Annotated in this window: 23 protein-coding genes, 1 pseudogene and 1 riboswitch; of the genes and pseudogenes, 12 read left to right on the top strand and 12 right to left on the bottom strand. The window is 71.2% G+C overall.

Annotated elements, in window-relative coordinates; translation table 11 throughout:
- Positions 1-51: 51 nt before the first annotated feature.
- The 4 genes from ABD747_RS17325 to ABD747_RS17310 all read left to right on the top strand — a co-directional run bounded on the left by ABD747_RS17325 (position 52) and on the right by ABD747_RS17310 (position 2,449).
- A complete protein-coding gene (locus tag ABD747_RS17325; protein WP_344806862.1) occupies positions 52-324 on the top strand; it encodes a GlsB/YeaQ/YmgE family stress response membrane protein in 273 nt (90 codons plus the stop codon).
- A gap of 173 nt (positions 325-497) precedes the next feature.
- Positions 498-1,049 carry an RBBP9/YdeN family alpha/beta hydrolase gene (locus tag ABD747_RS17320; RefSeq protein WP_344806860.1) on the top strand — a complete coding sequence of 184 codons (552 nt, stop codon included), beginning with the start codon at positions 498-500 and terminating at the stop codon, positions 1,047-1,049.
- 271 nt (positions 1,050-1,320) lie between these two features.
- The gene (locus tag ABD747_RS17315; protein ID WP_344806858.1) at positions 1,321-1,944 is read left to right on the top strand and encodes a dihydrofolate reductase family protein; all 624 of its coding nucleotides are present in this window, start codon (positions 1,321-1,323) and stop codon (positions 1,942-1,944) included.
- 34 nt (positions 1,945-1,978) lie between these two features.
- Positions 1,979-2,449, top strand: a complete 471-nt coding sequence (locus tag ABD747_RS17310; RefSeq protein ID WP_344806856.1) for an NUDIX hydrolase — start codon at positions 1,979-1,981, stop codon at positions 2,447-2,449.
- Between the two features lie 23 nt (positions 2,450-2,472).
- Here the strand turns inward: ABD747_RS17310 and ABD747_RS17305 are convergent, their stop codons facing one another.
- The 3 genes from ABD747_RS17305 to ABD747_RS17295 are packed head-to-tail and all read right to left on the bottom strand — an operon-like array spanning position 2,473 to position 5,023.
- Positions 2,473-3,129 (bottom strand): TM7S3/TM198-like domain-containing protein, encoded by a 657-nt coding sequence (locus ABD747_RS17305; RefSeq protein ID WP_344806854.1) that lies wholly within the window; start codon positions 3,127-3,129, stop codon positions 2,473-2,475.
- Positions 3,130-3,170: 41 nt separating this feature from the next.
- Complete coding sequence (locus ABD747_RS17300; protein WP_344806852.1) at positions 3,171-4,862, bottom strand: FAD-dependent oxidoreductase; 1,692 nt, start codon at positions 4,860-4,862, stop codon at positions 3,171-3,173.
- Positions 4,859-5,023, bottom strand: coding sequence for a hypothetical protein (locus ABD747_RS17295; RefSeq protein WP_344806850.1), 165 nt, complete (start codon positions 5,021-5,023; stop codon positions 4,859-4,861). Before ABD747_RS17295 ends, ABD747_RS17300 begins: the two co-directional genes overlap by 4 nt.
- A gap of 90 nt (positions 5,024-5,113) precedes the next feature.
- On the opposite strand from ABD747_RS17295, the gene ABD747_RS17290 reads away from it, so the two are divergent.
- Positions 5,114-5,371 carry a metal-sensitive transcriptional regulator gene (locus ABD747_RS17290; protein WP_344806848.1) on the top strand — a complete coding sequence of 86 codons (258 nt, stop codon included), beginning with the start codon at positions 5,114-5,116 and terminating at the stop codon, positions 5,369-5,371.
- Between the two features lie 195 nt (positions 5,372-5,566).
- On the opposite strand, the gene ABD747_RS17285 is transcribed toward ABD747_RS17290, so the two are convergent.
- The 3 genes from ABD747_RS17285 to ABD747_RS17275 form a co-directional block, all read right to left on the bottom strand.
- Complete coding sequence (locus ABD747_RS17285) at positions 5,567-7,501, bottom strand: MFS transporter (protein WP_344806846.1); 1,935 nt, start codon at positions 7,499-7,501, stop codon at positions 5,567-5,569.
- Between the two features lie 96 nt (positions 7,502-7,597).
- Positions 7,598-8,407 carry a Kelch repeat-containing protein gene (locus ABD747_RS17280; protein ID WP_344806844.1) on the bottom strand — a complete coding sequence of 270 codons (810 nt, stop codon included), beginning with the start codon at positions 8,405-8,407 and terminating at the stop codon, positions 7,598-7,600.
- A 417-nt stretch (positions 8,408-8,824) separates the two neighbouring features.
- The gene (locus ABD747_RS17275) at positions 8,825-10,015 is read right to left on the bottom strand and encodes an agmatinase family protein (RefSeq protein ID WP_344806842.1); all 1,191 of its coding nucleotides are present in this window, start codon (positions 10,013-10,015) and stop codon (positions 8,825-8,827) included.
- A gap of 238 nt (positions 10,016-10,253) precedes the next feature.
- A riboswitch (guanidine-I (ykkC/yxkD leader) is annotated at positions 10,254-10,383 on the top strand.
- Between the two features lie 57 nt (positions 10,384-10,440).
- Between ABD747_RS17275 and ABD747_RS17270 the strand changes: the two genes are divergently transcribed.
- Positions 10,441-12,015, top strand: coding sequence for an amino acid permease (locus ABD747_RS17270; RefSeq protein ID WP_344806840.1), 1,575 nt, complete (start codon positions 10,441-10,443; stop codon positions 12,013-12,015).
- A 69-nt stretch (positions 12,016-12,084) separates the two neighbouring features.
- On the top strand, positions 12,085-12,633 hold the full coding sequence (locus tag ABD747_RS17265; protein WP_344806838.1) for a GNAT family N-acetyltransferase: 549 nt from the start codon (positions 12,085-12,087) through the stop codon (positions 12,631-12,633).
- Between the two features lie 8 nt (positions 12,634-12,641).
- On the opposite strand, the gene ABD747_RS17260 is transcribed toward ABD747_RS17265, so the two are convergent.
- From ABD747_RS17260 to ABD747_RS17250, 3 genes are read right to left on the bottom strand one after another with little or no spacing between them, the layout of a single operon-like run.
- Positions 12,642-13,067, bottom strand: coding sequence for a Rieske (2Fe-2S) protein (locus ABD747_RS17260; protein WP_344806835.1), 426 nt, complete (start codon positions 13,065-13,067; stop codon positions 12,642-12,644).
- Positions 13,068-13,080: 13 nt separating this feature from the next.
- Positions 13,081-13,662, bottom strand: coding sequence for a DUF6529 family protein (locus ABD747_RS17255; protein WP_344806833.1), 582 nt, complete (start codon positions 13,660-13,662; stop codon positions 13,081-13,083).
- Positions 13,663-13,671: 9 nt separating this feature from the next.
- Entirely contained in the window at positions 13,672-14,373 is a 702-nt protein-coding gene (locus ABD747_RS17250; protein ID WP_344806832.1) for a hypothetical protein, read from the bottom strand.
- Positions 14,374-14,530: 157 nt separating this feature from the next.
- Between ABD747_RS17250 and ABD747_RS17245 the strand changes: the two genes are divergently transcribed.
- Positions 14,531-14,728, top strand: coding sequence for a hypothetical protein (locus ABD747_RS17245; RefSeq protein WP_344806830.1), 198 nt, complete (start codon positions 14,531-14,533; stop codon positions 14,726-14,728).
- Between the two features lie 15 nt (positions 14,729-14,743).
- On the opposite strand, the gene ABD747_RS17240 is transcribed toward ABD747_RS17245, so the two are convergent.
- Positions 14,744-15,991, bottom strand: a complete 1,248-nt coding sequence (locus ABD747_RS17240) for a hypothetical protein (RefSeq protein ID WP_344806828.1) — start codon at positions 15,989-15,991, stop codon at positions 14,744-14,746.
- 86 nt (positions 15,992-16,077) lie between these two features.
- On the opposite strand from ABD747_RS17240, the gene ABD747_RS17235 reads away from it, so the two are divergent.
- The 4 genes and pseudogenes from ABD747_RS17235 to ABD747_RS17225 all read left to right on the top strand — a co-directional run bounded on the left by ABD747_RS17235 (position 16,078) and on the right by ABD747_RS17225 (position 18,632).
- A complete protein-coding gene (locus ABD747_RS17235; RefSeq protein WP_344806826.1) occupies positions 16,078-16,896 on the top strand; it encodes an SGNH/GDSL hydrolase family protein in 819 nt (272 codons plus the stop codon).
- Positions 16,886-17,551 carry a hypothetical protein gene (locus ABD747_RS17230; RefSeq protein ID WP_344806824.1) on the top strand — a complete coding sequence of 222 codons (666 nt, stop codon included), beginning with the start codon at positions 16,886-16,888 and terminating at the stop codon, positions 17,549-17,551. The genes ABD747_RS17235 and ABD747_RS17230 overlap by 11 nt, the downstream gene beginning before the upstream one ends.
- 136 nt (positions 17,552-17,687) lie before the next feature.
- Positions 17,688-17,837: pseudogene (locus tag ABD747_RS26750) on the top strand (type IV toxin-antitoxin system AbiEi family antitoxin domain-containing protein); the annotation flags it as partial.
- 84 nt (positions 17,838-17,921) lie between these two features.
- The gene (locus tag ABD747_RS17225; RefSeq protein WP_344806822.1) at positions 17,922-18,632 is read left to right on the top strand and encodes a type IV toxin-antitoxin system AbiEi family antitoxin; all 711 of its coding nucleotides are present in this window, start codon (positions 17,922-17,924) and stop codon (positions 18,630-18,632) included.
- 37 nt (positions 18,633-18,669) lie between these two features.
- On the opposite strand, the gene efeB is transcribed toward ABD747_RS17225, so the two are convergent.
- Both efeB and ABD747_RS17215 read right to left on the bottom strand, forming a co-directional pair.
- A complete protein-coding gene (gene efeB, locus ABD747_RS17220; RefSeq protein ID WP_344806820.1) occupies positions 18,670-20,010 on the bottom strand; it encodes an iron uptake transporter deferrochelatase/peroxidase subunit in 1,341 nt (446 codons plus the stop codon).
- A gap of 17 nt (positions 20,011-20,027) precedes the next feature.
- Positions 20,028-20,515 (bottom strand): EfeM/EfeO family lipoprotein (locus ABD747_RS17215; RefSeq protein ID WP_344806817.1); only part of this gene is annotated, 488 nt, incomplete at its 5' end.

Genomic DNA, 20,515 nt, shown 5'->3' with positions numbered 1-20,515 from the left:
CCAGGCCGCGATCGACGGCCGGGAGCGGCTCCCTCGTCTATGCTGCCGAGCATGCTCATCCTCGGACTCATCCTGTTCGGCATGCTCGTCGGTGCCGGCGCGCAGTTGATCCTGGGCAAGCGGGCCAAGGGGATCGACTGGACGCTGGCGTTCGTGGCCGGACTGGTCGGGTCCTTCGTCGGCGGCCTGCTGATCAGCCTGCTCTCCGGCGACGGGCTGAAGTTCCGGCCGAGCGGGATCATCGGCTCGTTGGTCGGTGCGCTGCTCGTCACCTTGGGCTGGCAGTGGTTCCGCCGGCGCTCCAAGTCCAACGCCGCGCACTGAGCGCGGTCTCTCCCGGGCCGTAGCGGACGGGTCGGCCCGGGTGGTGCTGACGACCGTGGGCTCGCGCATGGCGGGCCATCGGGCGATTTTTTGCCAGCAATCCAAAAGTTCGCAATAGTAAGGCATGGGACAGCGGTGTCCGACGAGACCCGCCCACGAGAGGCAACTCCCCCATGCGCTTCGTGATCGTCCCCGGCATTGGTGGCTCCGACTCCTTCCACTGGCAGAGCATCTGGCAGGCCGAGTGGGGCCCGATCGCCTCCCGGATCGAGCCCGCCTCCTGGACGGCGCCGGACGCCGCCGACTGGATCGCCGCCGTCGACCGGGCGATCACGGAGGCCGGTACGTCCGACGTGGTCCTGGTCGCCCACAGTCTCGGTTGCTGGGCCGCTGCCGGCTGGCTGGCCGAGGCGCAGCGGTCCGTCCGCGGTGCCTTCCTGGTCGCGCCGCCGGACCCGGACGGCCCGGAGTTCCCGGCCGCCGCTGCCTCCTTCGCCGACCTGACCCCCGCGCCGGTCGGTGTCCCCGGCCTCGTGGTCGCCAGCCTCGACGATCCCTACTGCCGGCCCGGTGCCGCGGCCGCGCTGGCCCGCGGCTGGGGGCTGCCGGTGAGCCGGGTGGGTGCGTACCGGCACCTGAACTCTGCCAGCGGGATCGGCGGCTGGCAGCAGGGCCGGGTGCTGCTGGCCAAGCTCCTCGGCTCCACCGCCACCGCTGTCGCCTGAGGGCGCGCCGGGAGCCTCCCGGCCCGGCGGCCACTGTCGCCGATCGACCTCGGAACCAAGGGAGAACGTTTTCTGGCGCACCGTGTCGCTCGTCCGTGGTCGATTCGCGACAGTGAGGGCTCGCCATGGTCGGCTCGCGGAGTGCGTGCGGGATGGCTGCGCCGAGCGGAGTGCAGGTCTGGCGCGGCAGGGCAGGGTGGCGCCGGGGGCGCACCCCAACGGAGATGGGGATGGCCGATGAGTCGCGCGCGGCCGCCGGGTCCATCCGAACATGACCGACACGATCTGCCATTTCGCGATGTCGCTGGACGGCTTCAGCGCCGGGCCCGAGCAGAGCCTGGAGAACCCGCTCGGCATCGGCGGCGAGCGATTGCACACGTGGATGTTTCCCGACGACCGGCCGATCCACGAGGTCGATGCGCGGATGCGTGAGCTGGTCGGCCGCCCGCGCGGGGCGTACGTCATGGGCCGCAACATGTACGGCCCCATCCGCGGGGAGTGGACCGGGGACTGGCGCGGCTGGTGGGGCGACGAGCCGCCCTACCATGCGCCGGTGTTCGTCCTCACCCACCATCCGCATGAGCCGATCGAGATGACGGGCGGGACCACGTTCCACTTCGTCACCGACGGCTTCGACGCCGGCTACGCCCGGGCGGTCGAGGCGGCCGGCGAGGCCGGGATCGCCATCGCCGGCGGCGCGTCGACAGTCCGCCAGGCGTTGAACGCCGGGGCCGTCGACGAGCTCGTCGTGCACACGGCGCCGATCCTGCTCGGCGCCGGCGAGCGCCCGTTCGACGGAGTCGAGGGCGTCACCTTCGAGCCGTTCGAGACGGCGCACTCGCCGTGGGCGTCGCACACGCGCTATCGCGTACGGAGCCGAACGGACGCGGGCTGATCGGGCCGGACGTGCGGTACGGCAGACTCGATGCGTGGAGCACGACGGGAACGGCTGGGTGCAGTGCGGGCTCGGCCATCGGCACTGGGGCCGCTTCGGCGCCGCCGGCCTGTTGCTCCACCGCTCGGCGGACGGCGCGGGCACCCTGATCCTGATGCAGCACCGAGCGGTCTGGACCGCGAACGGCGGCACCTGGGGCATCCCGGGTGGCGCCCGGGACAGCCACGAGTCGGCGGCGCAGGCCGCCCTCCGGGAGGCCGGCGAGGAGGCGGGGGTCCGGTCCGAGGACGTAGCCGTGACCGGCGAGTTCGCCGACGACCACGGCGCCGGGTGGGGCTACACGACGGTGCTGGCGCGGCTGGTCCGGCCCTTCGTCCTGGTGCCGCAGGAGGAGTCGGAGGAGTTGCGCTGGGTCCCGGTGGGCGAGGTCGACGGCCTACCGCTGCACCCCGGTTTCGCGCTCAGCTGGCCGGAGCTCCGGGTGCGGCTCGAGCACGCAGCCTGAGCCGGCCAGACCCGGCTCGGGTCTCAGCGCGGGGGCGCGGGGACGTACTGCGCGCCGTACCACTGCTGGCGCATGGAGGCCTTCGCCCGGGACAAGTGCGTGCCCTGGGCGATGATCCCGGCCAGCACGAGGACGAGGTAGCCCGCGTACCACCACCAGTGGGTGTCCAGCTTCGCGGTGACGTCGCCGGCGGTGAACGCTCCGGCGTTCAGCAGCCCGACGATCAGCATCAGACCGAACACAACCACACTCGCCCCGGCCACGGCGGTCAGCACCGCCAGCAGGATCGCCGGTAGGTCGCCCGCGATCGCGATCACGGCCAGCAGCACACCGGCCGCGACCCCGACCAGCACGGTCAGCCAGGACCACTGGACCCGGAACGCCGCCATGATGCTGGTGCCGACCGTGAAACCGATCGCGGCCATCCCCAGCACGACGGCGACCTGGTAGGAGAGGTAGGCCAGCACGCCGAACAGGATCGCCACCACGATCCCGACGATCCAGCCCAGCACCGCGGACAGGAAGCCGCTGCCGGTGAGGCCGGCCACCAGACCTGCCCCCAGCAAGAAGCCGACGAACGCTCCCCACAGGCTGATCAGCGCGCGCATCGCCAGATAGCCGCGGAAGCACAGCAGCACTCCCACCAGCACGGCGATGATCCCCACCACGATGTCCGTCACGACACTTCTCCCACATGATCGACTCGTCCCGGCCGACCTTGTCAGGGCGCGGGTCGGGCCGCCGGTTCCATCATCTCCATCGGCCGAAATGGGGGGTGTGCCGACATGCCGGCGAGCCAGGTGCGATAGCCGCCGTCCAGGTTCGCCGCATCGTGACCGAGCTGGGCGATCAGCCGGGTCGCGGTGTGCCCGCGCTGACCGACGGCGCAGGCGACCACGACCGGTCCGGTGATCTCGGTGTGCCGGTCGCGCAGCTCGGCCAGCGGGACGTTGACCGCACCGGGGAGCGAGCCGGCGGCGAACTCGGCGGGATCGCGGACGTCCACGATGCCAACTCCGGCGGCGACCAGGCTCGCGACCTCGTGCCACTGGACGGTCCGGATCAACCCGCCGGCGAGGTTGTCGGCGATCATCCCGAGCATCACCACCGGATCCTTCGCGGCGCCGTACTGCGGCGCGTAGGCCAGTTCCAGGTCGGCCAGCTCGCTCGCCCGGAGCCCGGCCCGCATCGCGGTTGCGATCACGTCGATCCTCTTGTCGACACCGCTGGTGCCGACGGCCTGCGCGCCGAGGATCGCGTCGGTCTCGGGGTCGACCAGCAGCTTGAGCGCCAGCGCCGATGCGCCGGGGTAGTAGCCCGCGTGGTCCAGCGGATGGGTGTGGATCACCCGGACCGGCTGGCCGGCCGCGCGCAGCCGGTGCTCGCTCCAGCCGGTGAGGGCGACGGTCAGCCCGAGCACGCCGACCACCGCCGTGCCGAGCACGGGGCGGGCCGTGATCCGGTCCCGGCCGACGATCGCGTCGGCCACCAGCCGGCCGTGCCGGTTGGCCGTCTGGGCCAGTGGTACGAGGGTGTCGGCTCCGTCCACGGCGTCGCGCTTGACCGCGACGTCGCCGACGGCGAAGACGTGCGGGTCGCTGGTCCGCTGCCGGGAGTCCACGGCGATCCCGCCGCGCGGCCCGAGCTCGAGCCCGGCGGCTGCGGCCAGACCCGACTCCGGCGTCACGCCAGCGGCCAGTAGCACGAGGTCAGCCGGGATCTCGCCGTCGCCGGTCAGCACCGAGCTCGCGGTGACCGCGGTCACCGCCGCCGACGTCCGGACGTCGACGCCGGCCTCGACGAGCCGGTCCCGCACCAGCGCCGCGAGCTCGACGTCGATCGGCGGCAGCACGTGGTCGGCGAGCTCGACCAGCGACACCGCGATGCCGCGCAGCCGGAGGTTCTCGGCCAGTTCGAGACCGATGAATCCGGCGCCGATCACCACCGCGGCTCGCACCCCATGATCGAGCCGCGCCATGATCGCGTCGAGGTCCTCGACGCTGCGCAGCGCGAGCGCGCGATCGACGCCCGGGATCGGCGGCCGGGTCGGTGCGGCGCCGGTGGCCAGCACGAGCTCGTCGTACGGCTGGTCGGCGACGCTGAGCGTCCGCAGGTCCAGCACCGTGACGGTTCGAGCGGCGAGGTCGATGCCGAGCACCTCGTGCCGGGTCCGGACGTCCAGCGCGAACCGCTCGTGCAGCCGCTCCGGGGTTTGCAGCAACAGGTCGTCGCGATCGGCGATCACGCCGCCCACGTGATAGGGCAGCCCGCAGTTCGCGAACGAGACGTGCTCGCCGCGTTCGAACACGACGATCTCGCGCTGCTCGTCGAGCCGGCGTAGCCGGGTTGCGGCGGACATGCCGGCCGCCACACCGCCGACGATCACGGTCCGCCGCCGGTGCACGGCGCTCACCGCCCGAACAGGCCGGCGAGGAAGCCGCCGGATCGGGTGGTGCCGCGCTCGCAGCGGCAGCGGTCGGCCGGCGAGACATCGCGCATGACCGCGTCGACGTGCTGCCCGCAGCCCGTCCAGGTGGTCTTGCCGCAGGTCTTGCAGGTGATCGGACGGCACATGGGAACTCCCTCTGAGCTGAAATGCATCATCTATACCCCTGGGGGTATGTGGTTCTACTCTACAACACCCCGGGGGGTATGCTCGAAGTCATGCAGTTGGAGCAGCAGACGACCCAGCCGGTGATCCGCCGGCTCCGCCGCGCCGAGGGCCAGCTCGCCGGCGTGATCCGGATGCTGGAGGAGGGCCGCGAGTGTGAGGACGTGGTGACCCAGCTCGCCGCGGTCAGCAAGGCGCTGGACCGGGCCGGCTTCGCGCTGATCGCGGGTGGGTTGCGCGAGTGCCTGGCGAACGAGTCCGAGGACCTCGCCACCGACAAGCTGGAGAAGCTGTTCCTGGCCCTCGCCTGATCCGGACGGCCGGATAGCCCGACCGGCACGGCAAGTGTCGACGCTGTGCTCGGCCTTCCGGGTGGACAGCCGCGACCGGAAACTGTGCAGCTGTTGCAGCGACACGCCGGCGGCGGCTGCGGCAGCTGCACAGTTTCCGGAAGGATGCGGGCTCCGGAAGGACGCGGGCTCCGGAACGGCGCGGGCGGGAGGGCCTCAGCCCAGATCGACGTCGGCGACCGCGGACTGGGTGGTGGTGAAGATTTTCACCGACCGTACGTCCAGGGTGTCCGGGGCCAGCACGGTCAGGATGTGGTGACCCGGCGGGGGCAGCCCGAGCTCGAACCGGCCGTCCGGACCCGTGCTGGTGGTCGCCCGGACCTCGCCGGTGGTCGCGCTGATGGTGAGCAGCGCGCCCCGCAGCGGCGCGCCGGCCCGCCGGACGGTGCCGGTCAGCAGCAGGGGACCGTCCAGCCGGATCAGGGGCTCGGTATCCGGCTCGAGCAGGTCCACCACCTGCGAGCGGGGCGTCCAGCCGTCCGCGTTGGCGATCATCAGATAGCGGTCGCGGCCGGGCAGGGCCAGGGTGAAGCTGCCCTCGTTGTCGGCCCGGCTCCAGTCCAGCGGCTCGCCGCTGAGCCGGACGGCGGTGACCACCGCATGCGGGTGGGGCCGGTCGTCCGGCCGGACCACCCGGCCGCGGACCACGATCTCCGCGCTCTCCCCGGCCGGCGCGACGGCGCTCTCCCGGTCCACCTCCGCCGGCACCACCGGTGCCACGCCCCGCCGCGGCACGAACCAGATCACGCCGCAGGCGAGCAGGCTGACCACCGCCGCCAGCCCGTACGTCGTCGCGAACGCCGCCGGGCTGGTCACCGTCTCGCCGTTCACGGTGATCGTCAGCCCGGTCAATAGCGCGGCGATCACCGCGCTGGCGGTCGAGGTGCCGAGCCCCCGCAGCAGCGCGTTCAGTCCGTTGGCCGAGGCGGTCTCGGTGATCGGCACGTTCGCCATGATCAAACTGGGCATGGCCGCGTACGCGATCGCCGAGCCGATGCTGACAACGGTCGAGCCGAGCACGATCGAGAACAGCGAGTGACCCAGGAAGATCCGGCCGACGTACGCCGCGGCCATGATCGCGCAGCCCGTGATCAGGGTGATCCGGCCGCCGAAGACGTTGATCATCTTCCCGGAGACGGGCGAGAACACCACCATGGCCAGGCCGCCGGGGACCATCGCCAGCCCGGCGGCGACCGGACCGAGGCCGTACCCGCCGGTGACCGGAGGAAGCTGCAGCTGCTGGGTGCTCACCAGGATGTTCGCCATCAGGGCGAAGCCGACCAGGATCGAGGCCAGGTTGGTCAGTAGCACCGGCCGGCGGGCGGAGGTCCGCAGGTCGACCAGCGGCTGGCTGACCTTGAGCGAATAGGGCACCCAGATCGCGAGTGAGACAGCGGCGATCACCAGCAGCAGCAGTGTGATCTCGCTGCCCCAGCGACCACCCTTGGAGATGACCAGCAGCAGGCAGGTCAGCGCGGCCGACAGCAGCAGCGCGCCGGGCAGGTCGAACCGGCCGCGCGACTTCACCCCCGACTCGGGCACCACCAGCAGCACCGCGACCCCGATCGCGACGCCCACCACGACCGACAGCCAGAACACCGACGACCAACCCAGCCGGCCGAACATGAGCCCGCCGAGCGGCAGCCCCAGGGCGCCCCCGATGCCGAGGGTGGCGCTCATCAGCGCGACCGCCGACGGCACCCGCTCCTTGGGCAGCTCGTCGCGCATGATGCTGATCCCGACCGGGATCAGCGCGGCGGAGAAGCCTTGCAGCGCCCGGCCGGTGATCAGCACCGGGAAGCTGCCGGCGCTCAGCGCCGCGATCAGCGAGCCGGACACCATCAGCACGATGCAGACGAGCATCATCAGCCGCTTGCCGTACATGTCGGCGAGCCGGGCGACCACCGGTGTCGCCACGGCGGAGGTGAGCAGGGTCGCCGTGATCAACCAGGAGACGTCGTCGGAGGAGATGCCGAACAGCTGCGCGAAGCTCGGCAGCAAGGCCACCACCAGGGTCTGCTGCAGCGAGACCGTGGTGCCGGCCAGGGAGAGCACCGCGATGATCGCCCCCGTGGGCCGCCGCGATGCCATGCTCCGCATCCTAGGCACCACCCCTTCCCCCGACTTGTCAGGTTCTCAGCGCGCTATAGCGCGCTGAGAACCTGACAAGTCGGGAAGGGGGTGCGGTCAGGGGACGCGGAGCAGATAGCCGTCGGCGAGATTCTCCTCCTTCGCGGTGCCGCCACCCCAGACGAAGATCTCGTCGACGCTCGCGGCGGTGGCCGCCGCGAACCGGGGCGGGCCGGGCAGCGGTGCGATCGCGGTCCAGTGCCGGCTGACCGGATCGAGCAGCTGGCCGCGGCCGGAGTCCGCACCGGCGGACGGTTCGCCGATCACAATCCGCGAACCGACCACCAACCCGCTGGCCCGATCGAGGCCGTCTAGGTCCAGCGGGTCCGGCAGGTCGGCCCAGCGGTCGGCGTCCGGGTCGTAGATCCCGCCCGATGCAGCAGAGCCGCTGGTCGCGTCGCCATGTCCCGGCCAGACGATCCGGGCGCCGACGGTGGTCGGATCCCAGCCGGTCACCTTTCCATCGACCGGCTTGGTCCAGGTGTCGGAGTCCTGGTCCCACCAGGTGATCCGAACCCGCGCGGCCGCGCCGCCCGATCCGGTCGCGAGCGGCGGGCCCGCGAGCATCAGTCGCCCGTCGAACCAGGTCGCCTGGCGGTAGTCGGCGCTGCCCAGCGGGTCTGCCGGCAGCGTGCGCCAGGAAACCTCCGCCGATGCGGTGTCCAACGCCTGCAACCGGACGGCCTTGCCGTCGGAGAAGCCCGGCACCGCGAACACCCGATGGTCGCCGGCCACCAACGTGGCCGACGGATCGCTCGGCAGGGCCAGCCGGGCCCACCGGTCGGCCGTCGGCTCGTAGCGGAGGAGTGCCGCTGCTTCCTGCTCGGTCTTCTCGATCAGGACGTACGCGGCGTTGCCGACCACCACCCGCGACCGGTGTCGGCGCGACCGAAGTCGAGCGCCACGTGCCGGTGGCCGGGTCGAAGGAGGCGCCGTCCCGCTCGGCCGGCCGGAACGGGCCGGCGCAGCTGCCGGTGTCGGAGCAGGGCTGGTCGGCGCGACCGCCGAGCACGACGAACCGGTCGCCGACCCAGGCCGCGACCGCGTCGTGCCGGGCCGACAGCGGGGCGGCCGGCAGCTCTGTCCAGCGGCCGGCGGCCAGCGTCGGGGCCGCGGTGTCGCTGGGCCACGGGTCGGCGCCGGCGGCGGAGCAGGCGGCGAGCAGCAGCAGGGCGACCAACGCGACCAGCCGCCGTACTCCGTCTCGCACGCCACCCATCTTCGCCGAGTTGTCAGCCTCTCAGCACGCTATAGCGCGTTCAGAAGCTGACAAGTCCGGGTGAGCTACTCGGGGTAGGGGCCCCAGGCGTCGGTTCGGGCGGTGGAGGCCTTCTTGCCCAGCTTGCCGACCTTGATCATGCTCGCCAGCGAGTCGAGGATCACCCGGGCCGAGATCAGCGATGTCTGCTCCGCCCAGTCGTACGGCGGCGAGCACTCCACCACCTCCATCCCCGAGATCCCGCCCTCGGAGATCAGCCGGACCAGGCCGAGTGCCTCCCGGGGGAGCAGCCCGCCCGGCTCCGGCCAGCCGGTGCCGGGCACGAAGCCGGAGTCGATCACGTCGATGTCGAAGGAAAGATAGACGGCTTTGGCGCCCTGCCAGGCCAGTTCCAGCGCGGTCTCGGCGATCTTCTCGATGCCGACCCGTTCCACGTCGGAGACGGTCATGATCGTCGTCCCGCGGGCCCGGCCGACCTTCACCCCGGCCCGCGGCGCCTGCCAGCCGCCGATGCCGATCTGCACCAGGTTGGTCGGCGGCGCGTTCTTGATGTCGGTGGCGTGGAACCACGGCGTGGTGTGCATCCGCTCGTCGAGGTCCAGTTCCTGGGTATCGACGTGCCGGTCGAAGTGGATGATCCCGACGTTGCCGTCCATGTGCGGCGCCAGCCCGCGGATGGTCGGATAGCCGATCGAGTGATCGCCGCCGAGCACCACCGGGAACACCCCGCTGCTGACCACGTGGCTCATCGCCTTGCTGATCTGGTCGAACGACTTCTCGAGATTTCCCGGGATGGTGCAGATGTCGCCGATGTCGACCATGTTCAGCTGCTCGCGCAGGTCGACGCCCATCTCGAAGTTGTACGTCCCGAACAGGTTCGTCGCCCGCCGGATGCCCTGCGGCCCGAACCTGGTCCCCGGCCGGTACGTCGTCCCCGCGTCCAGCGGCGCCCCGAAGATCGCCACCTCGGCGTCTCCGACCTCGTGCACGTCCTCGACGTACGGGCACTTCATGAACGTGCCCCGCTCGCCCGCGAAGTGGGGGATCTCGCCGCGGGCGAAGGTCGGCAGGGTCCGGTCGGTGATCGAGTCGGCCGCCTCGAGGCCGTAGGCGAGTCCGCGCTCGATCTCCTCGCGATGCCGGCTGTCCGGCAGCCGGGCCTCCGCCTGCTGGGCCCAGTGACCGTCGCGGTCCGGGCGATCTCGATCGTCGGCCGAAGCCCGATCGTCGGCGGGGGGCTGATCCGAACTGGTCACGACCTGGACTCCTTCACGCGTTCACGAGCTGAAGTGACACCGACCTGCTGGTGGCCACATTGCACCACATGACCTCGCTCGGCGAACGTGCCGGGAAAGGGTTGTATGGGCTCGATTCGGGTGAGGCGATCGACACCAAGCTGTTACACCACCGTCGCTTTCGTTCCGGCGCGTTAACACAGCACATCGGCCGGTGTAATCGCGCTCGGCTGGAATGGGCGTCGACCCGTCAGGCGCGACGGGGCGCGACTAGGGTTCCGTCGCTGCTCACGGCCGAAGCCGGCCGCGAGGGTGGGCCTGGACCGAGAGTCGCAGGCAGGTGACGCCGGTCGGCACCTGTTCCACGGCGGGACAAAAGCCCGGGAGGCCGTCAGGGCCCCGCAACCGCGTCGCAGGGGCTCCGATCCTCACCTCGAAGGAGTCACATGACCGCCGCCGCGCCCACCATCGGAATCGTCGACCACGACACCTCCGCCGCCGACGATCTCGGCGACTTCGGCTACCAGCAGGAACTGCACCGCTCGATCGGGACGTACGCCTCGTTCGCGGCCGGGTTCTCCTTCGTCTCGATCCTGACCACGGTGTTCCAGCTGTTCGGGCTGGGCTACAGCTTCGCCGGGCCGTTCTTCTTCTGGACCTGGCCGGCCGTCTTCGCCGGGCAGATCCTGGTGGCGCTCTGCTTCGCCGAGCTGGCCGGCCGCTATCCGATCTCCGGCGCGATCTATCAGTGGTCGCGCCGGCTCGGCGGCCACGTGGTCGGCTGGTTCTCCGGCTGGACCATGATCATCGCTCAGATCGTCACGGTGGCGGCCGCCGCGATCGCCATGCAGGCAGTGCTTCCGGCGATCTGGAGCGGCTTCCAGCTCGTCGGTGGCGATCCGTCGCTCACCAGCGTCACCGGCGCCACCAACGCGATCGTGCTCGGCCTGATCGTGCTCATCATCACCACCTTGATCAACTCGGTGGCGGTCCGGGTGATGGCGGTGGTCAACGCCGTCGGGGTCACCCTGGAGCTGGTCGGGGCGACCTTGCTGATCATCGCGCTGTTCTCCAACGCCCAGCGCGGGCCGGGCATCGTGTTGAACACCTCGGGTCTGGAAGGCGGGTTCGGCGCGCTGCTGGCCGCGTCGCTGATGGCCGCGTACGTCCTGGTCGGATTCGACTCCGCCGGCGAGTTGTCGGAGGAGACACACAACCCGCGCAAGACCGCGCCGCGGACGATCCTGCGGGCCCTGATCGCGTCCGGGATCGGCGGCGGGCTGATCATCCTCGGCGCGCTGATGGCCGCGCCGGTGATCAGCCCGGAGATCGGCACCGGCGGCCTGCCCTTCATCGTCACGGCTCGGCTCGGTGACGTCTGGGGCCGGGTCTTCCTCTGCATCGTGGTGATCTCCGCCTTCGTCTGCACGCTGGCGATCCAGACCGCGACCACCCGGATGATCTATTCCATGTCACGCGACGAGGTGCTGCCGTTCGCCCGCCACCTGCGCAAGGTGTCCCGGCGCGGTGCGACCGTCCAGGCCGCGGTCCTGGTCGGCGTGGCCGCCGCGGCGATGCTGCTGATCAACCTCGGCCACGCCGGCGTGTTCACCGCCCTGACCAGCACCTGCATCGTGCTGCTCTACATCGCCTACCTCTGCGTCACCGCCCCGATGCTGTATCGCCGGCTGAAGGGCTGGCCGACCTCGCTCGGCGAGCAGCGGGACGAGGACGGCAAGCCCGTGTTCAGCCTGGGCCGGCTCGGCCTGCCGATCAACGCGCTCGCGGTGTTGTGGGGCATCTTCATGACGATCAACCTGGTCTGGCCGCGACAGGCGATCTACGACCCGGAGGGCACCAACCCGGTGCTGCAGTACTTCGGGCTGATCATGGTCGGGGTGACCGCGCTCGGCGGTGTGATCGCGTACAACGTCAAGAAGCACGACTATCGCAAGGCGATCGGCATGCTGCCCAGCTCGCACACCGGGGCCGAGGCGGAGGAAGCCCCGGTGCCGGCCTGAGTTGCCCGCCGCTGTACACCAGACGCTGTACACCAGATATGGTGCACAGCGACTGACAGGTGGGTGGGGATGGGCGCGAACTGGCTCCGGGTCCGGCCGGTCGAGGAGGCGGATCTGCCGAGGATCCGGGCGATCGTCAATCACTTCATCGCCACCTCGGCGTTCAACTTCCGCACCGAGCCGCAGACGGTCGACGACTGGCACGCCGACTGGCGGCGGTTGGGCGAGACCCATCCCTGGCTTGCCGCCGTCGACGGCGGGCGGGTGGTCGGCGTCGCCTACGCGGCGCCCTGGAACTATCGCACCGCATATCGGTGGACCGTCGAGACCAGTGTGTACGTCGACGCCGACACCCAGCAGCGCGGCGTCGGTGACGCGCTCTATGCGAACCTGCTCGGCCGGTTGCGCCGGCAGGGCTTCGTCAGTGCGGTTGCGGTGATCGCCCTGCCCAACCTGCCCAGCGTGCGGCTGCACGAGCGCCACGGGTTCACCCCGGTCGGGATGCTGCGCAACGCCGGGTTCAAGCTCGGCAGCTGGCACGACGTCGGGTTCTGGCAGTGCGTGCTGGCCGACCCCGGCACCGAACCGGCGCAGCCGCCGTGGCCGGTGGAGCTCTAGCCGAGCCGTCAGCTGACGACCACGTCGGAGCCCTGGACCTTGGCCGTCAGCGCGGGTAGTGGCGCGGTCGCCGGGCCGTTCACCACCGAGCCGTCGGTGATCGAGAACTTGCTGCCGTGGCAGGGACAGTCGATCGTGGTGGCGACCGTGCCGACCGTGCAGCCCTGATGCGTACAGATCGCGCTGAACGCCTTGAACTGGCCGGCGGCGGGTTGGGTGACCACGACCTTCTGCTGGTCGAAGATCTTGCCGCCGCCGACGGGGATCTCGGCCGTCGGCGCCGTCAGCCCACCGGTCGGGGCCCCGCCCGACGGCTCGGCCTCGGGGCCGTACGAGGCGCATCCGGCCAGTCCGCAGGCCGCCAGCGTGCAGGCGGCACCGCCGATCAGCGCGCCGCGGCGGCTCAGCCTGGTGTCACCGAGCGTGGAGTCCATGCTCGAGATCCTCTCAGAACGTGAACCCGCGGTAGACGAAGAACCAGACCGCGGCGGTGGCGAACAGCGCGGTGAGCAGGGAGAAGACCAGGCCGCCGAGTACCGGCAGCACCCAGCCGGGCGCGTCGTCCCTGGTCAGCACCAGCATCTTGCAGACGAACGCGCCGAAGAACAGGCAACCGAGGATCGAGTGCACCAGGGCCCGGCTGCTGAAGTCCTGAAACCCGAGTGCATACAGGCAGTGCACCGCGACCGGGGTCACCAGCAGCACCGCGATCCGGCCCGACCAGCGGTGCACGGGACCGAGCCAGGCGCCGTGCAGCGGGATCCGGCCGAAGATGGCCATCCCGGTGACCAGTTGGACGATCGCGAACAGGAACGCCGCCGTGGTCAGCCAGGTCTTCGCCGCGAGGCCGCTGGAGAAGCCGGCCAGGTTGATCGCGATCCCGGTCGGTGCGTGCAGCCGGCCGAACAGGCCGAGGCCGATCGAGACGGCGGCGCCTATGCCCATGGCGACCAGAACCGGTCCGAGCCGGGTAGCGGGCTGGTCTGCCCGGGCCGGAGGCGCGGCCGGGTCGGGTGTGGTGGCGGTCATCGAAGCCTCCTAGAGTTCCGCGTCGCCGTCGACCGGTGCGCCGACCAGCTGCTCGCCGTCGACGACGACCTTCCCGTCGGCCGGCAGGTCCGGAGCCGGCTCGGACGAGCCCTGGGCGTCGGTGGCCACGCCGACCAGCGACCCGTCGGGCAACCGGATCCAGCCGATCGTGGTCGTGGAGCCCTTCGCTCGATAGATCCCGGCCGGCGGCTTCGCCTGCTTCAGCTCGAACTCCCACCGGCGTCCCGCGTGGCTGAGCCTGCCCTCGAGCCGGCCGTCGTCGTCGAGCTCCGCCTTGATCCGGTAGCCGTTCTTCGAGGTCAGCGTGACCTCGTCGCCGTCGACGGTCCCGCGTAGCCAGGCCTCCCGGGACCGGCCGTCGCAGACGTACGCCGCGGACCGGTCGCCGAGCACGGCGATCGCGACGGCGAACTCGCGGCCCTCCGTCCGGCCGGCGTAGGTGGCCTTGTGTGGAAAGGCATCGTCGTCGGTCGGGCCCGGGGGCGTCGCCGCGGCGGATGTCTCCGGCGTCGCTGCCGGCGACGGGGGTGCCGCCGAGGAGGGTGCCGGACCGGCCGCAACCGTGGCCGACGCGGCCGGCGCGCCGGTGGTCTCGGCGCCGCCCGGGTGGATGACGAAGTTCGTGACCAGGAGCGCGACGAAGAAGGCTGCCACCACGCCGAGAGTGACGAGGGGACTTCGATGGGTCATGCGCTGCACCTCGCGTCGCTGATCTGATGCATCGTGCCCCTCGATGCTGCCTGCAGCCAAGAGGTCCGGCGGCCGACGGTGATACCGCCGAGTGTCTCACAGGCAATGCACAGTCGCTCGCTCTGGAATTGTCAGAACCACCGGGCATGCTGGTCTCATGGATCTCAGCCAGCTCATCATCGTCGCGGTGGCGGTGGCCGGCGCGGTGATCGTCGGGCTGCTGGCGATCGTTCCGACCGTGCTGGAGCTTCCGCACCGCCGCGAGTCCCAGCCTCCCGCCTCGCCGACCCCGCTCTCCCCGCGGCCCTCGTCGCGCGCCGAGCACGACGACGACGACCACCGGCTCGCCGCCTGACCCGCCGCGCCCGGCTCAGCGCCGCGGCAACTGCAGCCGGGTGTCGTTGACCAGCTCGATCAGGTCGCCGGCCGTCACGTCGAGTGTCTTGCCCTCGCTGGTGTTGCTGGCCACGACGGTGATGATGAGGTCGGCGTCGGCGTAGTACTGCACCTCGACCCCGCCGGTGCGGACGCTGGTCCCGGCCACCCGGTAGTTGTTCCCGTCCATCGTGGTGAAGACCTGGCAGCGCTTGCCGATCCGCTCGCCGCAGCCGTCGGCGAACTCCTCGTCGGTCGCGATCTGCAGATAGACCTCGGTGCCGCCGCCGGTGCCCCGGCTCAACCCGGTCGCCAGCGCGCCGCCGTCGCCGCGCCAGTAGGAGTCGCTGGCCGCGTCGGGCCGCAACTCCCAGGTCATGGTCGAGAAATAGCTCCGCCGGCGATCGAGATGCTCGACGATCACCTGCGACATCCGGCTGCGCCAGCGGTTCAGGGTGACCGTCCGGCAGTCGAGCTGGGTCCGGGTGCAGCGGCTGGACGGCCACGGATTCTGCCCGCTGCTCATCGAGCGGGTCGGGGTGGCCGACGGCGTCGGCGCCTGGGCGACCTCGCTCGGCGTGGTGGTGCGGACCAGCGCGCCGGCGAGCAGCGCCACCACCGTGGCCGCCGCGATGCCCGCGAGGGCCCGCCGCCGACGTACGCCCCGGGCGAGCCGGCGGCCGCGCGCCAGGTCTCCGATGCCGGCGTTCGCGGTCGCGGCGGGATCGACGCGTCCTGCCAGCCGGGCGAGCTGGCGGGTCAGCGAGGCCGGGTCCCCTCGATCGGGGTCGGTCCGGCCGAGGTGCTCGAGCGCGTCGTCGAACAGCGACCCGGCCCGGTCCGGGGAGGTCGCGATCACCCGCCCGATGGTGGCCTGGTCGAGCCGGCCGAGCAGGGCCAGCACCACCACCGCCTGCGCGGTCGGACCCAGCGCCGCCAGGTCGTCGGCGAGGTCGCCGGTGCCAGCGGCGGCGACATCCCGTAGCTGGACCCGGTCGCCGGCCGCGCGCCGCTGCCGCGTACGCCCCCAGCTGGGATGCAGCAGCGCCCGGAACGCGGCGACCGTCCGATCGGCGTCCGGACCGAGGGCGTACGTCCTGGCCAGGGCCTGGTCGACCGCGCGGTCGGCCTGGGCGAAGCCCTCGTCGAGCCCCGGATACAGCACCCGGGCGCAGAGCTGGAGCCGGGGTCGGAGGGCGGCGGCATCCTCGACGAACACGGCGTCGTGCCCGAGGTCGGTCATTTCCTACCCCCTCATACACCCCTCTCGGGATGATAGTTCGCCCCCGGTGAGCCCTCCGGCCTTCGGTCGTGGGTGACAATCGAGACGTGAGTTCGTCCGCCCGCCAGCCGTTTCGGCGCTATGTCGCGATCGGCGACTCCAGCACCGAAGGGCTGGAGGACAAGTACCCCGACGGCAGCTATCGCGGCTGGGCCGACCGGCTGGCCGAACACATCGCGAATACCCAGGACGAGGTCCTGGAATACGCCAATCTCGCCGTCCGCGGGCTCCGGCTCAACGAGATCCGCAACACCCAGTTCGACGACGCGCTCGCGCTGAAGCCCGACCTGATGACCATCTTCGGCGGGGTGAACGACGTGCTGGTGCCGGCACACGACCTGGCCGGCATCCGGGCGGACTACGAGGCGATGTTCTCCGAGGCGACGGATGCCGGCATCACCGTGCTGACGTTCACCGTGCCGGACCCGTCCGCGTACAACCCGTTCGGCAAGCGGCTGAAGGACAAGCTGTTCAAGTTGAACGACATCATCCGCTCGGTCGCGGACCGCTACGGCGCGCTGGTGGTGGACTTCGAGCACCATCCGATCGCGGAGGATCCGCGGTTGTGGTTCGAGGACCGGCTGCACGGCAACCAGCTCGGCCACGAGAAGGTCGCGGCGGCGCTGGCGTGGCGGCTCGGACTGCCGGGCTTCGACGAGTCCTGGGAGGCCGAGCCGGAGGGGGAGCTGGTCCAGCTCGGTCCGGCGACGAGCCTGGTCAGCGACTTCGACTGGGTGGTGCACTACCTGGCGCCCTGGCTCGGCCGGGGGATCCGCGGCATCCCGCACGGGCTCGGGATCACGGCCAAGCGACCGGTGCCGACGCCGGTGGAACGGACCGGCTCGCCGGCAATTCGTGACGCCTGAGGCCGATCCGGGCGCCGCGTCCCCCGGTGCCGCGGTGTGGCGCTTCGACGGGCAGATCGCCGGGCTCGGCACCAGCGCCGGCCCGCGGATCGTGGTCGGCCGGTGGTTCGACTCCCCGCTCGGGTCGTTCGCCGACGTGATGCTGGAGGAACCGGCCGGCCGCCGGATCCTGATGGCGCCGAGTCCCGACGTGGCGGACTTCGTGGCGGGGACGTACCGGTTCGACGAGGTGGTGGTCGGGCCGGTCACGGTCTCGGAACAGACCTCGGTTCGCGGTGCGCAGCGTGCCCTGAGGATCGAGGCTCCTGGGCTGTCGCTCCGGATCAGTATCGGACGGCGGGCCGCGCTGGGCGTACTGCTCCGGCTGCAACCGCGGCGCCTGGTCGGCTCGCCCCGCTGGGCGTCCCTGCTGGACCCGGTCGCCCGGCGCGTGCTGCCCGGCGTGCGGACCCGGGGCTCCGCGGGTGGCGGCCGGCAGGAGTTCTACGGTGCGTCCGACCTCCACCGGCTGGTCTCGGCCGAGGGCCGCTGGCGTGGCACCGATCTGGGCCGCCTCGGCCCTGTCGACCCGCCCGTCACCTTCGGCTTCGGCTCCGCCCCGCGGCGCCCCTCCCTGACCCGGATCGTGACCACCGTGATCGCCGGATCGGAGTAGATCCCTCGGGTAGTAACCCCGACGATCTGCTCCGATCGGTGGCTGCCGTTATCCACAACCGGGATCACTGTTCGACGTCGTCCACAGATTTCGGCTCGAGCCGGCACGTTTCCGGACGGATCCGGAGATTGCCGGTGTGAACGAACGAATCGATCCGAGCAGGTCGCTGCTTGCCTTGGCGGCTGCTCAGGCAGGGGTCGTCTCGCGGGTCCAGGCCGCGGCGCACGGGTTCGGCGACGAGTCGTTGGCTCGCGTCGTCCGAGATGGCCGGTGGCGCCGACTCGGCTCGGGCCTCTACTACTGCGAGTCCGGGCCGGAGCCGTGGGCCGCGCTGGCCTGGGGCGGGGTGCTGCTGGGCGGGGAGCATGCCGTGCTCGGCGCCGAGGCGGCCGCTCATCTGCACGGCCTGCAGGACCACCCGCCGGAGGTCATCACGGTCCTTGTCCCGCATGGCACGAGGCGTGCCCCCCGGGGCAGCTGGCAGTTCGTGCAAACGCGAGCGTGCGTTCGTCGTCCTCCTCGCGGCGCACCACCCCGCCTCGATGTCGAAGACGTCGTTCTGGATCTGTGCGATCATCCGGATCGCGAGCGCGTCATCGCGCTCACCGCACGCGCAGTCCAACGCAGACGAACCACTCCACAGCGACTGGCGGCGCGCCTGGCCGAGCGACCCCGACACAGCCAGCGCCGGTTGATCCACGGCGTGCTCGCCGATGTGGTCGAGGGTGTGCAGAGCCCGCTCGAGCACCGCTACCTCACCGACGTGGAGCGCGCTCACGGCCTCCCGGGTGGTCGCCGCCAGCACCGCTCCCAGGGATCGGTGCGGGATGTGCTGTACGACGAGTACGCCACGGTGGTCGAGCTGGACGGTCGGGTCGGACACGATGACGAGGGATGGTTCAAGGACATGCGGCGCGACAACCGATCGACCCGCGCGGGCGAAACGACGCTGAGATACGGCTGGGTGGATGTGGTGGAGCGGCCGTGCCTGGTGGCGGCAGAGGTCGCCGTGGTGCTTCGCCGCCGTGGCTGGACCGGTGTCGCAGAGCTGTGCCCAGCCTGCGCGCGGACAGTGGAGTAGATCGTTCGGGTACACCACCGAGGATCTACTCCAATGTTCAGGCGAAGAGGGCCTGGCCGACGTACTCGCCCTGTTTCACCCCTGGCGGCACGGCAAACAGGGCCGACCCGGTGTGCTGGATGTACTCGCTGAGCCGGTCCGCGCGGCCGATCTTGGTCTGGATCGGGGTGAAGTGGGTGACCGGGTCGCAGACATAGGCGATGAAGAACAGCCCCGCGTCGAGCCGGCCGAGCCCGGTGCTGCCGTCGACGAAGTTGTATCCCCGGCGCAGCATCTGGACCCCACCGTTGTTGTCGGGGTGGACCATGGCGACGTGGGAGTCGGTGGCGATCAGCGGCTCGCCGTCACTCCCGGCCAGCGTGAAGTTCAGCGGGCTGAACTCGGTGCCGCCGGACAGCGGCGCCCCTTCGGCCTTGGTCCGGCCGATCACGGTCTCCTGCTCCCCGAGCGGCTGTCGGTCCCAGATCTCGATCGTCATGTTGATCCGGCGGGCGACCAGATACGAGCCGCCGGCGAGCCAAGCCCCCCTCGGGTCCCCGGCGCCCACCCAGACGTGCTGGTCGACCAGGGCCGGCTCCTCCGCCTTGAGGTTGGCGGTGCCGTCCTTGAAGCCGAACAGGTTCCGCGGCGTGACCTGCGCCGTCGAGGTCGAGGACGTGCGCCCGAAGCCGAGCTGCGACCAGCGCACGGCAGCCCGGCCGAACGCGATCCGGGCCAGGTTCCGGATCGCGTGCACGGCCACCTGCGGGTCGTCGGCGCAGGCCTGGATGCACAGATCTCCGTCGGACTTGGCCGCGTCCAGGTTGTCCTGCGGGAAGTGCGGCAGCCGGCGGAGCGAGTCCGGTTGCCGATCGGCCAGCCCGAAGCGGTCCTTGCCATCCTTGCGGAACAGCGTCGGCCCGAAGCCGAAGGTCAGGGTCAGCCGGGACGGCGGCAGGCCGATCGCCTCGCCGGTGTCGTCGGGCGGTGCGTCGTAGGACCCCGAGGTCGGGCCGAGCGGACCGGCGCCCTGGCCTTGAGTCATCCGCGCGGCGGCGGCCGTCCAGTCCTGGAGCAGGCCGATCAGCTCGTCCCGGGACTCGGTGGTCAGGTCGAACGCCGCGAAGTGCAGCCGATCCTGGGCCGGCGTGACGATGCCGGCCTGGTGCTCGCCGTAGAACGGGTACGACGTGGAGGCCGGCGCCGGCTGGGCAGCGGTGTTCTCGGCGTTCCGGTCGGCCAGCTCGACCGCACCGGCGCCGATCCCGATGCCGACCACGCCGGCTCCGGCCGCCGCCCCGAGCAGCCCACGCCGGGAGACTCGGGGCTGCGGGGAGCGCTCCTCGACCGGCGCAGCGTCGCTTCGCGCTCTGAGTTGGTCGACGGGCTCAGGACTCACGGGACGTCACCATCTCCTCAGACGACGGCTGCGGCCAGCTGGGACAGCGGCTCGCTGAGCGCGTTGACGGCGTCGGACAGCTGCTTGACCTGGTCCTGGCTGAGCTGGTCGTAGGACACGAACCCGTCGCCCTGCTTGGTCTTGTCGAGCAGAGCCTGTAGCGCGGCGAACTTCTCCGCGATCTGGGCCGAGAGCTGCGGGTTCTTCTTCTCCAGCAGGGGCTTCAGTCCCTCGAAGGCGACGCGGGCGCCGTCGATGTTGGCCTGGAAGTCCCACAGGTCGGTCCGCGACCAGTACTCCTCCTCGCCGGTCACCTTGCCCGTGGCGACCTCGTCCAGCAGGCCCCTAGCGCCGTTGGCGATCTGGTCGGCGGTGAAGCTCACCGTGCGGGTCTTGTCATACAGCGTCTTGGTGTTGGCGAGCAGGTCGTCGGCATACTCGGCCCGCTCGGCGGTGGTCATCGCCGCGTAGTCCTTGGCGCGCGCCGGCCACAGGTCCTTCTCGA

Origin of the sequence: Microlunatus ginsengisoli (genome assembly GCF_039537205.1) — a bacterium.
Taxonomy (GTDB): Bacteria; Actinomycetota; Actinomycetes; order Propionibacteriales; family Propionibacteriaceae; genus Microlunatus; species Microlunatus ginsengisoli.
Note: the sequence above shows the minus strand (reverse complement) of the source record. Positions and strands in the feature narration are given on the sequence as shown.